Annotated in this window: 13 protein-coding genes; 12 read left to right on the forward strand and 1 reads right to left on the reverse strand. The window is 68.3% G+C overall.

Translation table 11 applies throughout. The features are described from left to right. The first annotated feature begins 28 nt into the window (after window positions 1–28). Window positions 29–718, forward strand: a complete 690-nt coding sequence (locus tag AC3WQM_RS20930; RefSeq protein WP_492681360.1) for a response regulator — start codon at window positions 29–31, stop codon at window positions 716–718. 576 nt (window positions 719–1,294) lie between these two features. Further along, window positions 1,295–2,074, forward strand: coding sequence for a LuxR C-terminal-related transcriptional regulator (locus AC3WQM_RS20935; protein ID WP_492681362.1), 780 nt, complete (start codon window positions 1,295–1,297; stop codon window positions 2,072–2,074). Between the two features lie 37 nt (window positions 2,075–2,111). Here AC3WQM_RS20935 and AC3WQM_RS20940 read toward each other — a convergent pair whose 3' ends face one another. Further along, window positions 2,112–3,122, reverse strand: a complete 1,011-nt coding sequence (locus AC3WQM_RS20940) for an AraC family transcriptional regulator (RefSeq protein ID WP_492681364.1) — start codon at window positions 3,120–3,122, stop codon at window positions 2,112–2,114. 224 nt (window positions 3,123–3,346) lie between these two features. On the opposite strand from AC3WQM_RS20940, the gene AC3WQM_RS20945 reads away from it, so the two are divergent. The 10 genes from AC3WQM_RS20945 (at window position 3,347) to AC3WQM_RS20990 (ending at window position 14,851) form a co-directional block, all read left to right on the forward strand. Further along, a complete protein-coding gene (locus tag AC3WQM_RS20945) occupies window positions 3,347–4,918 on the forward strand; it encodes a long-chain-fatty-acid--CoA ligase (protein WP_492681366.1) in 1,572 nt (523 codons plus the stop codon). A 46-nt stretch (window positions 4,919–4,964) separates the two neighbouring features. Then, entirely contained in the window at window positions 4,965–6,149 is a 1,185-nt protein-coding gene (locus AC3WQM_RS20950) for a lipid-transfer protein (protein ID WP_492681368.1), read from the forward strand. 29 nt (window positions 6,150–6,178) lie between these two features. Further along, on the forward strand, window positions 6,179–6,619 hold the full coding sequence (locus AC3WQM_RS20955; RefSeq protein ID WP_492681370.1) for a MaoC family dehydratase N-terminal domain-containing protein: 441 nt from the start codon (window positions 6,179–6,181) through the stop codon (window positions 6,617–6,619). Window positions 6,620–6,640: 21 nt separating this feature from the next. After that, on the forward strand, window positions 6,641–7,060 hold the full coding sequence (locus tag AC3WQM_RS20960; protein ID WP_492681372.1) for a MaoC/PaaZ C-terminal domain-containing protein: 420 nt from the start codon (window positions 6,641–6,643) through the stop codon (window positions 7,058–7,060). Between the two features lie 26 nt (window positions 7,061–7,086). Continuing rightward, window positions 7,087–7,917, forward strand: coding sequence for an SDR family NAD(P)-dependent oxidoreductase (locus AC3WQM_RS20965; protein ID WP_492681374.1), 831 nt, complete (start codon window positions 7,087–7,089; stop codon window positions 7,915–7,917). A gap of 3 nt (window positions 7,918–7,920) precedes the next feature. After that, the gene (locus AC3WQM_RS20970; RefSeq protein ID WP_492681376.1) at window positions 7,921–8,712 is read left to right on the forward strand and encodes an enoyl-CoA hydratase-related protein; all 792 of its coding nucleotides are present in this window, start codon (window positions 7,921–7,923) and stop codon (window positions 8,710–8,712) included. 14 nt (window positions 8,713–8,726) lie between these two features. After that, window positions 8,727–9,878 (forward strand): acyl-CoA dehydrogenase family protein, encoded by a 1,152-nt coding sequence (locus AC3WQM_RS20975; protein WP_492681378.1) that lies wholly within the window; start codon window positions 8,727–8,729, stop codon window positions 9,876–9,878. A gap of 246 nt (window positions 9,879–10,124) precedes the next feature. Then, window positions 10,125–11,108 carry a Bug family tripartite tricarboxylate transporter substrate binding protein gene (locus tag AC3WQM_RS20980; RefSeq protein WP_492681380.1) on the forward strand — a complete coding sequence of 328 codons (984 nt, stop codon included), beginning with the start codon at window positions 10,125–10,127 and terminating at the stop codon, window positions 11,106–11,108. Window positions 11,109–11,162: 54 nt separating this feature from the next. Further along, window positions 11,163–13,523, forward strand: a complete 2,361-nt coding sequence (locus AC3WQM_RS20985) for an arylsulfatase (RefSeq protein ID WP_492681382.1) — start codon at window positions 11,163–11,165, stop codon at window positions 13,521–13,523. Beyond that, complete coding sequence (locus AC3WQM_RS20990) at window positions 13,520–14,851, forward strand: DUF1254 domain-containing protein (protein ID WP_492681384.1); 1,332 nt, start codon at window positions 13,520–13,522, stop codon at window positions 14,849–14,851. Before AC3WQM_RS20985 ends, AC3WQM_RS20990 begins: the two co-directional genes overlap by 4 nt. The last annotated feature ends 10 nt before the right edge of the window (window positions 14,852–14,861 follow it).

A 14,861-nucleotide genomic window follows, 5' to 3' on the forward strand; every position in this document is an offset into this window, starting at 1 on the left:
CGCGCGACCACATCCCCAGGAGCTCCTCATGCACACCGAAGAAGCCCATCCCATCGGCGTCCTGCTGGTGGACGATCACCAGACCATGCTGTGGGGCCTGTCCCGGCTGATCGACGGCGAACAGCCGCGCATGAAGGTCGTCGCCACCGCCAGTTGCTGCGAGGAAGCCGTGGCGCACACGCAGCGCCTGGCCCCCGACGTCATCGTGCTCGACCTCGACCTGGACGGCCACTGCGCCCTGGACATCCTGCCGCAGCTGCTGTCCAACGAGGTCTCGCGCGTGGTCGTGCTGACCGGCGAACGCGAGCAGCGCACACTGGACCTCGCGGTGCTGCGCGGCGCGCGCGGCGTGATGCGCAAGGACGCCTCGGCCGAGCAGGTGCTCGATGCCATCGAGCGCGTGCACCACGGCGAACTCTGCGTCGACGCCCCCACCATGGGCCGCGTGCTCTCGGAACTCACCTCGGTGAAGAAGCCGCCCAAAGCCGACCCCGAGTCGGTCAGGCAGGCCAGCCTGACCCAGAAGGAGCGCGACATCGTCCGCACCGTGGCGCGCGGCAGCGGCGCCTCCAACAAGACCCTGGCCGAGCAGACCTTCGTCACCGAACACACGCTGCGCAACCACCTCACGTCGATCTACCAGAAGCTCGGCGTGGCGAACCGGCTCGAGCTGTACATCTACGCCGTCAAGCACCACCTCGACGCCGTGGCGCACTGAGGTGTACCCGGCTGCGCCGGCCTCGGCCATTTCCCTGATTTCCCTGCTTTTGCGATCTCCATTGGCAGCGATCACGTGGCGTGCGAATGCGCATTTCCTGCCGTTTCAATCCATCGAATTTCAATTCAATTGAAGAATTCCAGGCAATGAACCGCTTGCAATGCAAACAGGCCGGAGCTTGATTTATTCAGCCAGGACAGCCATCCACCATGGGTAACTTCACCGAAGCTTCGATCCACGGTCAAAGACCAGTGGAATGGGTATGTCGAACGTCACGATTCAGGTAGTTCCATTTTGAAAGACCCATGTCTTTCCAAAAACCGAGGCAAACGATCTTCCCTGCCGCCCTGTCAAATTCATACGATGGCATGAGCCCTGTTTCAAATCGAATCCACTGAATAGACCTTCAATCTGGCAATTGTTCTTCACCTTCTTTCGATCCATGTATGGCCCCCCCAACCGCTTCGTCGCCGATGGGGCTGGCTGCACCGGAGCCCCCGCTGCGCGACCGTTTCGTCGCCCGGCCCGCGCTCGCCGTGACCGGCAGCCCTCGCTCATGCCAACCGGGGCAGGCACATGCTTGACCCCAAGCTCATCAGCTCCGGCGAAAAGGCCACCGTCGGCGTCTGCGCGCCCGCCGCGAGGCTGTGGCCCGACTTCCTGATCGGCCAGGAGAATTCGCCGGTGCGCGTGCTGCTCGTCGACGACGACGAGTACATGCGCCGGGTGATCGCCCAGGAGCTGCTGTCCGACCTGCGCATCCAGCTCGAAGGCCAGGCCGACAACGTTCGCGACGGGCGCAAGCTGCTGGCCACGCACACCTTCGACGTGCTGATGCTCGAGCTGCAGCTGGGCGACGAGATGAGCTTCGAGCTGATCGCCGAGGCGCGGCGCCTGCACCGCAACAGCGAGATCATCGTGATCTCCACGCTCGAGGACGACGCCCACGTGCTGCGTGCCTTCGAGCTGGGCGCCATGGGCTACCTGCTGAAGAACGCCTGGCTGCAAAGCTTTGCCGATGCGGTGCTGCACGTGGTGAACGGCGGCGCCGTCATCACGCCGCGGCTCGCGCGGCGCCTGCTGCACCGCCTGAACTACCAGCTCCACGAGCCCTTCGCCGGCGACGCGCCGCTGTCACCGCCGCCCAGGCCGCCGTCGCGCGACACGACGCTGACGCCGCGCGAGAGCGAGGTGCTTCGCTTCGTGGCCTCGGGCTACGTCTCTGCGGAGATCGGCGCCAAGCTCGGCATCACCGGCCAGACGGTCAACGTGCACATCAAGAGCATCTACAAGAAGCTGCACGTGCATTCGCGCGCGCAGGCGGTGAACTACGCCGTTCACACGGGCCTCATCTGAGCGGCGGCGATGCCGTGCGCTGCAACCTGTCCGTGAATCACAAACCGCCGCTTCGGCGATAGAGGCCCGGCGCGCTGCCCGTCCAGCACTTGAACGCGCGCTGGAAGGCGGAGCTGTTGGCAAACCCGAGTTCGTCGGCCAGCTCCGCCAGCGGCACGGTGCTCGTGCTCAGCCGCTGGATGGCCGTGTCGCGGCGCAGCTCGTCCTTCAGCGCCTGGAACGAGGTGCCCTCCAGCGCGAGCCGCCGCTGCAGCGTGGAGACCGTGACATGCAGCGCGGCGGCCGTCGCCACGAGGTCCGGCCATGCGGGCTGCGCGTGCTGCAGGTGGCTGCGCACGCGCGCGCCGATTCCCTCGTCGGTGCGCCGGGGCACGATCATGTGGGCCTGCGCATCGGCCAGGAAGACATGCAGCGCGGCTTCGTCGCGTCGCACGACGTCCTTCAGGCGTGCCGCGTCGAACCAGAACGCCGACAGCTCGCAATCGAACTGCTGCGGCGCCGGAAAAATCTTGCCGTAGCCGCCGGCATGCGCGGGCGGCCCGAACGCGAAGTCGAAGCGCACCACGGGCAGCTGGCCGCCCACGATCCACGCCATCAGGCGCCATGCGGTGCGCAGCAGCACCTCCTGCAGGAAGACCGTCGGCCTGGCGGCCGGTTCGGTGAAGCGCACCACCACACCGGCCAGGTCGGCCCGGCACACCAGCTCCAGCACCACGTCGTCCTGCAGCAGGCGAAAGGTGCGCGCCGCACGGCGAAGCGCCACCTGCAGCGTGGGCGCGCCGAGGGCCGAACGCGCGATCAGCGCAAAGCTCCCGCGCCGCAGCGGGCGGCTCAGCAGCCCGATGAAGTCGTCGTCCAGGCGCTCGGTCAGCACGCGGAACAGCCTGGCGTACTGCTGCGTCGTCACACGCGCATCCGACTGCCCGAGCAGGCCGGGCGCGATGCCGGCCTCGACCAGGAAAGGCTCGAGCGGCTGGCCGCGCGCATGGACCCCGGACAGGATGCCGTGCACGAAGCCGATGGAAACCGTTTGGGGAGGATGAAGCATCGAAGGCGGGCCGCGTCGCGTGGATGTTGCCGGGCCGACTGTGCACCGGCGCGTGCCTGTCGTGCAAGCGCCGCGTGGCCCGATCGCACGCCACGCAGATTGCGATGTTCTGCCATCCGAACAACGCAAAACGGCATCGTGCCAAAGGCGATCGGTTCCTAACATGAGCCACGCAGGCCAGGGTCTGCGAAACCCAGACCAAGAACCAAAGAGAGACAAACGCCATGTACATGACCCAGTCGCTGCACCGTGCCCTGCAGCAGATTCCCGACAAGGTGGCCGTGCGTTTTGCCGGTCGCACACGCACCTTCCGCGCGTACGTCGAGCGCGTCGCCCGCCTCGCAGGCGCCCTGCAGCAGCTGGGCATGAAGCCGGGCGACCGCGTGGCGATGCTGGCGCTCAACTCCGACCGCTACCTCGAATACCAGATGGCCGTGCCCTGGGGCGGCGGCGTGCTGAATCCCTGCAACATCCGCTGGTCGGCCGCCGAGATTCTCTATTCGCTGGAAGACTCGGGTTCGACCATCCTGCTCGTCGACGAGGCCTTCCGCCCGATGGTCGAGAAGATGCGCGGCGAATCCAGGAGCCTGCGCGAAGTCATCTATTGCAGCAGCGGCCAGGACGACGGTGAACTGCCGCCGGGCATGCACGGCTACGAGACGCTGCTGGCCGCAACCTCGCCCGTGCCCGATGCGGTTCGCCGCGACGAAGACCTGGCCGGCATCTTCTACACCGGCGGCACCACGGGCTTTCCCAAGGGCGTGATGCTCAGCCACACCAACCTGTGCAGCTCGGCCATGGCGATGCAGGCCGAAGGCCTGGCGCCCTCGGGCGGCAACTACCTGCATGCCGCACCGATGTTCCACCTGGGCGACATGGGCCTGGCCATGCCGCACTGGCCCGCCGGCAACACGCACACGATCATCCCGATGTTCAGTCCGCAGGGCGTGCTCGATGCGATCGAGCGCGACCGCGTGACCAACACGCTGCTGGTCCCCACGATGATCCAGATGCTGGTCGACCACCCGGCGATGAAGGAGCCGCGCGACCTCGCCAGCCTGAAGTGCATCTTCTACGGTGCATCGCCCATGCAGGAGGCTGTGCTGGAACGCGCGATGGCCGCCCTTCCCCACGTGGACTTCGTGCAGGGCTACGGCATGACGGAGCTGGCGCCGCTGGCCACGATCAATCCGCCCAGTTCGTACACGGCCGAAGGCCACCGCCTGGGCCGGCATCGTTCCGCGGGGCGCGCGAGCGTCTGCATGGAAGTGCGCATCGTCGACCCCGCCGGCCTCGAGGTGCCGCGCGGCACGGTGGGCGAAGTCACGGTGCGCGGCCCCAACGTGATGCAGGGCTACTGGGACAAGCCGGAACAGACGGCGGCCGCCGTGCGCGACGGCTGGATGCACACCGGGGACGGCGCCTGGATGGACGACGGCGGCTACATCTTCGTGGTCGACCGCATCAAGGACATGATCATCAGCGGCGGCGAGAACGTCTACTCGGCCGAGGTCGAGAACGCCGTCACCCAGCACCCCGCCGTCGCGGCCTGCGCGGTGATCGGCATCCCCAGCGACGAATGGGGCGAGAGCGTGCACGCGGTGCTGGTCCTCAAGCCGGGACAGAGCGCCGAAGCCTCGGACATCGTCGCCCACTGCAAGACGCTGATCGCGGGCTACAAGTGCCCGCGCAGCGTGGCCTTCGTCGAGGCATTGCCGATGTCCGGCGCCGGCAAGGTGCTCAAGACCCAGCTGCGCGAGCCCTTCTGGCAGGGCCGCCAGCGCAACGTCGCATGAGTGCGTCGCCTTCTTTTTTTTTTCTCTCAACCCTCAGGAAATTCCCATGAGCCGCGATGTCTTCGTCACCGGGGTCGGCATGATCCCCTTCACCAAACCGGGCGCCAGCGCGCCCTACCAGGCGATGGCCTCCGACGCCACGCGCCGTGCGCTGGCCGATGCCGGCATCGGCTACGAGCTGGTGCAGCAGGCCTATGTGGGCTACGTCTATGCCGATTCGACCGCAGGCCAGAGCGCGCTCTATGAAGTCGGCATGACCGGCATTCCCGTGGTCAACGTCAACAACAACTGCTCGACCGGCTCGACCGCGCTGTTCCTGGCGCGCCAGGCCGTGGCCAGCGGCGCGGCCGACTGCGTGCTGGCACTGGGCTTCGAGCAGATGAGCCCGGGCGCACTGGGCTCGGTGTTCAGCGACAAGCCCAGCCCCTTCGCGCGCTTCGACAAGGCCACCGACGAACTGGTCGGCGGCATCGACATTCCCCTGGCACTGCGCTACTTCGGCGGCGCGGGCCTGGCGCACATGCAGCAGTACGGCACCCAACTCTCGACCTTCGCGAAGATCCGCGCCAAGGCCAGCCGCCATGCCGCGAACAACCCGTTGGCCCTGTTCCGCAACGTGGTGACCGAAGACGAAGTGCTGGCCACGCCCGTGATGTGGCCCGGCGTGATGACGCGCCTGATGGCCTGTCCGCCCACCTGCGGCGCCGCCGCTGCCATCGTCTGCTCGGCCGAGTTCGCGCAGCGCCATGGGCTGAACCGCAGCGTGCGCATCAAGGCGCAGGCGATGACCACCGACCGCCCCGTGAGCTTCGAGGCGCGCGACATGCGCGAAGTGGTCGGCTTCAGCATGGCGCAGGAAGCCGCACGCCAGGTCTACGAAGCAGCCGGCGTCGGCCCGCAGGACATCGACGTGGTCGAGCTGCACGACTGCTTCGCGCACAACGAACTCATCAGCTACGAGGCGCTGGGCCTGTGTCCGGTCGGCGGCGCGCAGAAGTTCGTGGTCGATGGCGACAACACCTACGGCGGCAAGGTCGTGACCAACCCTTCGGGCGGCCTGCTGTCCAAGGGCCATCCGCTGGGCGCCACCGGCCTTGCCCAGTGCACGGAACTGGTCCAGCAGTTGCGCGGCACCGCCGAGAAGCGGCAGGTCGAAGGTGCGCGCCTCGCGCTGCAGCACAACCTCGGGTTGGGCGGCGCCTGCGTGGTCACGCTCTACGAGCGCGTCTGAACGAAACGACAACCCAAGGAGACCCTCCCATGATCGACAAGAAATGGATCGGCCACGAACTGCCCGTGTCGGTGCTGCCGATCGAGCGCAGCCGGCTGCAGTTCTTCGCCAAGGCCATCGGCGAGACCGACCCGGTCTACACCGATGCCGCCGCCGCGCGCGATGCCGGCTACCCCGACCTGCCCGCGCCGCCCACCTTCCTGTTCGCTGCCGAACTGGACTCGGGTGCTTCGGACCAGCTACTGACCGACCTGCAGATTCCGTTGGCCAAGCTGCTGCACGGCGAGCAGAGCTTCAGCTACCACCGCCCGGCCTGCGTCGGCGACACGGTGACGGTGCGCTCCACCATCAGCGACATCTACGACAAGAAGAACGGCGCGCTCGAATTCGTCGTGAAAACCTCGCGCGCCACCAACCAGCGCGACGAGCTCGTGGCCGAGCTGCGCACGGTCATCGTCTGCCGCAACTGAATGAATGAAAGAAAGAAGCCCATGACTTCACCCACCTTCGACACCGTCCAGGTCGGCGACGAACTTCCGGCCGTGCAGTTGCCGGCCGTGAACCGCACCGCGCTCGCGCTCTTTGCCGGCGCCTCGGGCGACCACAACCCGATCCACATCGACACCGACATGGCGCGCCGCTCGGGCATGCCCGACGTGTTCGCGCAGGGCATGCTGGGCATGGCCTGGCTCGGCCGCGTGCTCACGCAGTGGGCGCCGCAAAGCCGCCTGCGCCACTTCGAGGCGCGCTTCCAGGGCATCACGCACCTGGGCAACGCCATGCGCTGCAGCGGACGCATCGCGCAGAAGACCGAGCGCAACGGCGAACGCGGCGTGCGCATCGAGCTGCAAAGCACCAACCAGTTCGGCCAGACCAAGATCGTCGGCGAAGCCTTCGTATCCCTGCCCTGACAACCCACACCTTCCGAAAGAACACCATGACACGCAAACTCGAAGGCAAGGTCGCCCTCATCACCGGTTCGGGCCGCGGCATCGGCCGCTCCATTGCCATGAAGCTCGCCAGCGAAGGCGCCCGCATCGTCGTCAACGACCTCGACGCCGAACCCGCGCAGGAGGCCGTGCAGGCCATCCGCGAGGCCGGCGGCCAGGCCGTGGCCTGCGTCGGCAACGTCAACGCGACCGACTTCGCCGAGCGCTTCGTCGGCACGGCCGTGAGCGAATTCAAGGGCCTGGACATCGTCGTCAACAACGCCGGCTACACCTGGGACAACGTGATCCAGAAGATGACCGACGAGCAGTGGTACGCGATGCTCGACTGCCACCTGACGGCGCCGTTTCGCATCCTGCGTGCGGCGCAGCCGGTGATCCGCGCGCTCGGCAAAGCGGAGACCGAAGCCGGCCAGCGCGTGGTGCGCAAAGTGGTCAACATCTCGTCGATGGCGGGCCTGTTCGGCAACCCGGGCCAGACCAACTACGCGGCGGCCAAGGCCGGCATCACCGGCATGACGCAGACGCTGGCCAAGGAATGGGGACGCATGAACGTCACCGTCAACTGCGTGGCCTACGGCCTCATCAAGACCCGCCTGACGGGCAGCGCCGCCGACGGCGGCACCGCCCACATCGACGGGCGCGACATCAAGGTGGGCGTCAACCCCGACCTCATGGCCGCGATGGAACGCGGCATTCCGCTGGGCCGAGGCGGCACGCCCGAGGAAGCCGCGGGCGCGGTGTACCTGCTGTGCATTCCCGAGTCCGACTACGTGAGCGGCCAGACGCTGGTGTGCAGCGGCGGCCTCACGGGGTTCTGAGCGATGAACGCCGCTGTCCGGTGCGAGGTGCATGAAGGCATCGCGACGCTCACGCTCGACCGGCCCGAGGCCCTCAACGCCCTGGCACCGCCGCTGCTCGAAGCCCTGCTGGCGGCGCTGCGCGACAGCGCGGCCGACGCGCGCGTGCGCGCGATCGTGCTGACGGGCGCGGGCCGCGCCTTTTCCGGCGGAGGCGACATCGGCTACTTCGGTGAAGTGCTCGCCGGTGGCCCGGCCCATGCGCAGGAAGAGATCGGCCGCGGCATGGAAGAGGTGGGCAACCCCATCACGCAGGCCATCGCCGATTGCGCGGTGCCGGTGGTGGCCGCCGTCAACGGCCCGTGCGTGGGCGCTGGCGTGGGCATCGCGCTGGCGGCCGACGTCGTGATTGCGGCGCGCTCGGCCTACTTCCTGGTGCCGCAGGTGTCGCAACTGGGCGCCGTGCCCGACCTGGGCGCGACCTGGTCGCTGCCCCGGCTGCTCGGCCGCAGCCGCGCGCTCGGCATGGCGCTGCTCGGCGAACGCATCGACGCGGCGAAGGCCGAGCAATGGGGACTCATCTGGCGCTGCGTCGACGATGCCGTGCTGCTCGAAGAAGCCCGAGCGATCGCCAGGCGACTGGGCCATGCATCGGCTGCAGCCTTGCGCGACACCCGACAACTGATCGACGCGGCGAGCGACAACACGCTGGCCCGGCAACTGAGCGACGAATGCACGGCCCAGCGCCGGCATGTGGCCGGTGAATTTTTCAACAACGCCTGTGCACGCTTCCTTGCGCGTGCCAGGCCAGACTGACCCCTGGGAGAACCATGCTGCCTCAGCTCTACCGCCATCGCTGGATGGACGAAGACATCGATGCCTTTCGCGAACAGGCACGCCGCTACATCGCCGCCGAACTGTCGCCGCATCTCGAAGGCTGGCGCCGCCAGGGCTACATTCCGCGCGAGGTCTGGCGCCCGTTCGGGCAGATGGGTTTCCTGCTGCCCGAGATCGACGAGGCCTATGGCGGTGCCGGTGCATCGCTGGCCTACCAGATGGTGGTGCAGGACGAACTGGCCAAGGCCGAGTTTCCCGCCAACACCGGCGTGCACAACCTGGCCGCGCACTACATCCTCGACTACGGCACCGAGGCGCAGAAGCAGCGCTGGCTGCCGAAGCTCGCCAGCGGCGAGCTGTTCGCGGGCATCGCGCTCACCGAACCCGGCTGCGGCTCGGACCTGAAGGCGCTGCGCACGCGCGCGCGGCGCGAAGGCGATCACTACGTGATCGACGGCGCCAAGACCTTCATCACCAACGGCTTCTCGGGGAACCTGCTGGTGGTGGCGGTGCGCACCGGCGAGGCGGGCAGCCGCGGCGTGTCGCTCATCGTGCTGGAGACCGAAGACCTGCCCGGCTTTCGCGTGGGCCGGCGGCTCGAAAAGCTGGGGCAGCATGCATCGGATACGGCCGAAATCTTCTTCGACGGCGTGCGCGTTCCGGCCGACCATCTGCTCGGCGGCAAGGAAGGCGACGGCTTCATCCAGCTCATGAGCCAGTTGTCGTACGAACGCCTGTTCCTGTGCGTGCCGGCCGCCGCGGTGATCGAGCGCGCGGTGGAGCTGGCGGTGGACTACACGCAGCAGCGCAAGGCCTTCGGGCAGACCGTGTTCGACTTCCAGAACACGCGTTTCAAGCTCGCCGAATGCGCGACCATCGCGCACGTCGTGCGCACCTTCGTCAACGACTGCATCCAGCGCATGGTCGACGGCACGCTCGACCAGGAAGCCGCCTACATGGCCAAGCTGTGGTGCACCGAGCAGCAGGGCAAGGTCACGGACGAATGCCTGCAGCTCTTCGGCGGCTACGGCTACATGGTCGAGTACCCGATCGCTCGGATGTATGCCGATGCGCGCGTGCAGCGCATCTACGGCGGCACCAGCGAGATCATGAAGGACCTGATCGCACGCAAGCTGGGCGCATGAAAGCACCCCGTCGAGGGTGCGCGCGACCACGGAACGGCAACGCGCCCTCGCCGGTCGGCCTACGGCCCGCCTCCGGCTGAGCCAGAGGGTATTCCCCGAGCCGGTGTCGGCGAATCTGTCGGCTGGTTGACGGAATCGATGGCCGCTGTTTCCTAGCATGGAGACGCAGTCCCTCCCCCTGTAGCAACGGGGGACGCGCCTAGCGGCGCGGGGCCTGCGCGACCCCATTCCCAAGGAGACATTTCCGTGAACAGGACATTGCTGCGGCCGGCACTCACCGTGCTGGCCCTTCTCTCCCTCGCCGGCGCGGCCACGGCGCAAGACGGCGCTGGCTACCCCAGCAAGCCGGTCACCATCGTCGTGCCCACGCCGCCCGCCGGCGGCACCGACCTCATCGCGCGGCTGTTCGCCGACGTGCTGGGCAAGGCATTCAAGCAGAGCGTGATCGTCGACAACCGCGCCGGCGCCAACGGCATCCTGGGCGTCGACTTCGTCGCCAAGGGGCCGGCCGACGGCACGCGCGTGCTGTTCACCTACGCCGCCACGATGGTGATCAACCCGGCGCTCTACAAGAAGCTGCCCTACGAGCCGCTCAAGGACTTCGCGCCCGTCGCGCAGGTGGGCCGCGGCGGCAACCTGCTGCTGGTGCGCAAGGACCTGCCGCCGAACACGCTCAAGGACTTCGTCGCCCATGCCAAGGCCAACCCCGACAAGCTGAACTACTGCTCGTGGGGCAACGGCTCAGGCGGCCACCTCACGATGGAAAGCCTGAAGAAGCAGGCCGGCATCTCGCTGCTGCACGTGCCCTACAAGGGCAGCAGCCCCTGCGTGCAGGACCTCATGGGCGGCCAGGTGGACGCCGGCTTCGCCGACATCTCCTCCACCATCGAGGTGGTGAAGGCCGGCCGGGTCAAGGCCCTGGCCTACAGCGGCCCCGACCGCCTGCCGATGCTGCCCGACGTGCCCACGATGACGCAGGCCGGGTTCCCGTTCAAGAACTACACCTGGTACGGCTTCTTCGTGCCGGCCAAGACGCCGCCCGCCGTCGTCAAGCGCCTGAACGAAGAGATCTACCGCGCCCTGCAGGACCCGGCCGTGACCCAGCGCCTGCGCGAACTCAACTTCACGGACCTGCCGCGCCCCACGCCGGAGCAGTTCAAGGAGGTCCTGCGCCAGGACCTGCAGGACTGGAGCGCCCTGGTCAAGTCCATCGGCGTCACGCTGGACTGACACCCATCCACCACGACGCCGGGGCCCTGCCCCCGCGCGTCCCGGAGAACCCCCATGACACAAGAAAAAACCAACCCGTCCGCCACCCTCGGTGGCTTCAACACCCTGCCCGGCCAGGGCAGCCACCTGCCCTTCGACGCACCGCCCAGCGCCAGCATCGCGGGGCGCAAGCTGTCGGAGTCCACGCACGAGCGGCGCAAGGCGGTGCCGCACCTGCGCGACGACGCACCGAACGTGCTGATCGTGATGCTCGACGACGCCGGCTTCGCGCACCCCGACACCTTCGGCGGCGAGATCCACACGCCCACGCTCACGCGGCTGGCCGGCAGCGGCATCACCTACAACGCCTTCCACAACTGCGGCGTGTGCTCGCCCACGCGCGCGTCGCTGCTGACGGGGCGCAACGCGCACCGCGTGGGCTACGGCCACATCTCCGAATACGCCACCGACTGGGACGGCTACGTGGGCGTCATTCCGAAGAGCGCCGGCACCCTGGCCGAGGTGCTCGGGGCCTGGGGCTACAACACGGCCGCGTTCGGCAAGTGGCACAACACGCCGGCCAACCTGACCACGCAGATGGGCCCCTTCGACCGCTGGCCCACCGGCCACGGCTTCAATCACTTCTACGGCTTCCTGGGCGGCGAGAGCTCGCAGTACGAGCCGCGCCTGGTCGAGAACACCACGCTCATCGAGCCGCCGCGCGACGAGGGCTACCACCTGAGCGAGGACATGGCCGACAAGGCCTGCGGCTGGCTGCGCCGCCACCGCGCCATCACGCCCGACAAGCCCTTCCTGATGTACTGGGCGCCCGGCGCGGTGCACGGCCCGCACCACGTCTTCAAGGAGTGGACCGACAAGTACAAGGGCAAGTTCGACGACGGCTGGGACGCCTACCGCGAACGCGCCTTCGCGCGCCAGAAGGCGATGGGCTGGATCCCCGAGACCGCCGAGCTCACGCCCCGGCCCGAGACGCTCGCCAGCTGGGACAGCATTCCCGAGGCCGAGCGCCCGTTCCAGCGCCGGCTGATGGAGGTCTACGCCGGCTTCCTGGAGCACACCGATGCGCAGATCGGCAAAGTCGTCGACGAGCTGGAGCAGCTCGGGCTGCGCGACAACACGCTGGTGTTCTTCGTGTTCAGCGACAACGGCGGCAGCGCCGAAGGACAGAACGGCACCGTGGTCGAGCTGCTGGCGCAGAATCGCATCTCCACCAAGATCTCGCAGCACCTCGAGTTGCTGGAAGGCCTGGGCGGCCTCGACGCACTGGGTGGCCGCAAGACCGACAACATGTACCACGCGGGCTGGGCCTGGGCGGGCTCCACGCCGTTCCAGAGCACCAAGCTGATCGCCGCGCACTTCGGCGGCACGCGCACGCCGCTGGTCGTGTCGTGGCCGCGCGGCATCCAACCCGACACCACGCCGCGCTCGCAGTTCCACCACGTCAACGACATCGCGCCCACGCTCTACGACATCTTGGGCATCACGCCGCCGGTCGAGCTCAACGGCGTGCGGCAGGATTCGCTGGACGGCATCTCGATGGCCTACACCTTCGCCCATCCGCAGGCCGAGGGCCGCAAGGGCGTGCAGTACTTCGAGGTGGCGGGCAGCCGCATGGTGCACCACGACGGCTGGACCGCGGGCGTGTTCGGCCCGCGCATTCCCTGGGTCGCGGGCGCCGCGCCCGGGCTGGCCACCTGGGACCCGGACAACGACGTCTGGGAGCTGTACCACGTCGCGCAGGACTACGCGCAGGCGCACGACCTGGCGCAGGCGCAGCCCGCCAAGCTGGCGCAGATGAAGGAGATGTTCGCCGTGCAGGCGGGCATCAACCACGTCTATCCGCTGGGCGCGATCTACCACCTGACACTGAAGCCGCAGCACCGCATCGCGCCCCGGCACACCTCGTGGCACTTCAGCGGCGACATCACGCGCATTCCGGAGAACTGCGCGCCCAACATCAAGACGCGCAGCCACACGGCCACCGTCGATGCCACGCTGGGCGAGCGCGCGAGCGGCGTGCTGTTCGCGCTGGGCGGCTTCAACGGCGGCATCTGTCTGTACCTGGACGACGGCCACCTGGCCTACGAATACAACATGCTCGGCATGTACCGCTTCAAGGCGCGCTCGCCCGAACGCATTGCCGCCGGACGCCATGCGATCGACGTCGAGTTCACGATGAGCGACGGCACGGCTCCCCAGCGGCCCGCGCACGCCGTGCTGCGCGTCGACGGCGTGCAGGTGGCGGCGTGCGACATCGGCGTCACGGTGACGGCCATCTTCTCCGCCTGCGAGACCTTCGACGTCGGCTGCGACCTGGGCTCGCCGGTGGCGGCCGAGTACTTCGAGCGTGCGCCGTTCGGCTTCGACGGGCAGATCCACGACGTCTGGCTGCGCTATGCGGAGGCCCAGTCGTGAGCACGTTGATCACTGAAGCAGACGCCTACGCCATCGGCATCGAGGCCTACACCTATGCCTATCCGATGGTGGTGATGGAGCTGACGCGCCGCGTGGCCACCAACGTCGCGCAGCCCGACGGCGCGCGCGTGCGCGGGCCGATGAACCGCTTCGTGCACGTGCTCACCTACCCCGACGCCGGCTTCAAGGACGTGGTGCGTCCCAACGCCGACACGCTGTACTCCAACATCTGGTACGACGTCGGTGACGAGCCGCTGGTGCTGACGCTGCCGGACATGGGCGATCGCTACCACGTCATTCCGTTCTACGACCTGTGGACCGACGTGTTCGCCACGCTGGGCACGCGCACCAACGGCAACGGCGGCGGCCACTTCGCGCTCGTCGGCCCGCGCTGGAAGGGCACGCTGCCCGAGGGCGTGCGCGCCATCGTGAGCCCAACGGACGTGGGCTGGATCGTCGGGCGCATCCAGACCAACGGCGCGGCCGACTACGCCCACGTGCACACGCTGCAGGCCGGCTTCGAGGCCGTGCCGCTGTCGGCCTGGGGCAAGCCCCATGACCCACCCGCCGGACGGGTCGATGCAGCGCTGGACATGCGCCCGCCCGTGGAGCGGGTGGCCGCACTCGGTGCCGGTGACTTCTTCGCGCTCTTTGCCGAGCTGCTCCGACGCAACCCGCCGCATGCCACCGACGGTGCATTGCTGCTGCGCATGGAGCGCATCGGCCTCGTCCCTGGCCGCCGCTTCGCACTGGCCGAAGCCCCCGAGGCCGTGCAACGCGCCCTCGAGCGCGCCGCACCCGATGCCTACCGGCGCATGCGCGAGCGCGCGCCGGCGATGCGCATGGTGCGCAACGGCTGGAGCCTCGGCAGCAACGTGGGCGTCTACGGCAACGACTACCTGGCGCGCGCCTTCGTCGCCTACGCCGGGCTGGGCGCCCTGCCGCGCGAAGAGGCGATGTACCCGCGCTCGGTCTGCGACAGCGAGGGCCAGCCGCTGTCGGGCACTGCGCGCTACGTGCTGCACTTCGACGCGCACGAGTTGCCGCCGGCCGATGCGTTCTGGTCGTTGACGCTGTACGGCCCCGACCAGTTCTTCGTCGACAACGCGCTGAACCGCTACGCCATCGGCGACCGCGACGCGCTCGCCTTCAACGCCGACGGTTCGTTGGACCTGTACATCCAGCACGCGTCACCGGGCGCCGACAAGGCACCGAACTGGCTGCCCGCGCCCGCCGGCCCCTTCAGCATGAACCTGCGCCTGTACGTGCCGCAGGCGCCGGTGCTCGACGGGCGCTGGGCACCGCCTGCGCTGAAGCGCCTGCCCTGACCGAACCGAC

The sequence above is a fragment of the Variovorax sp. FW301-JW7 genome, assembly GCF_058788795.1.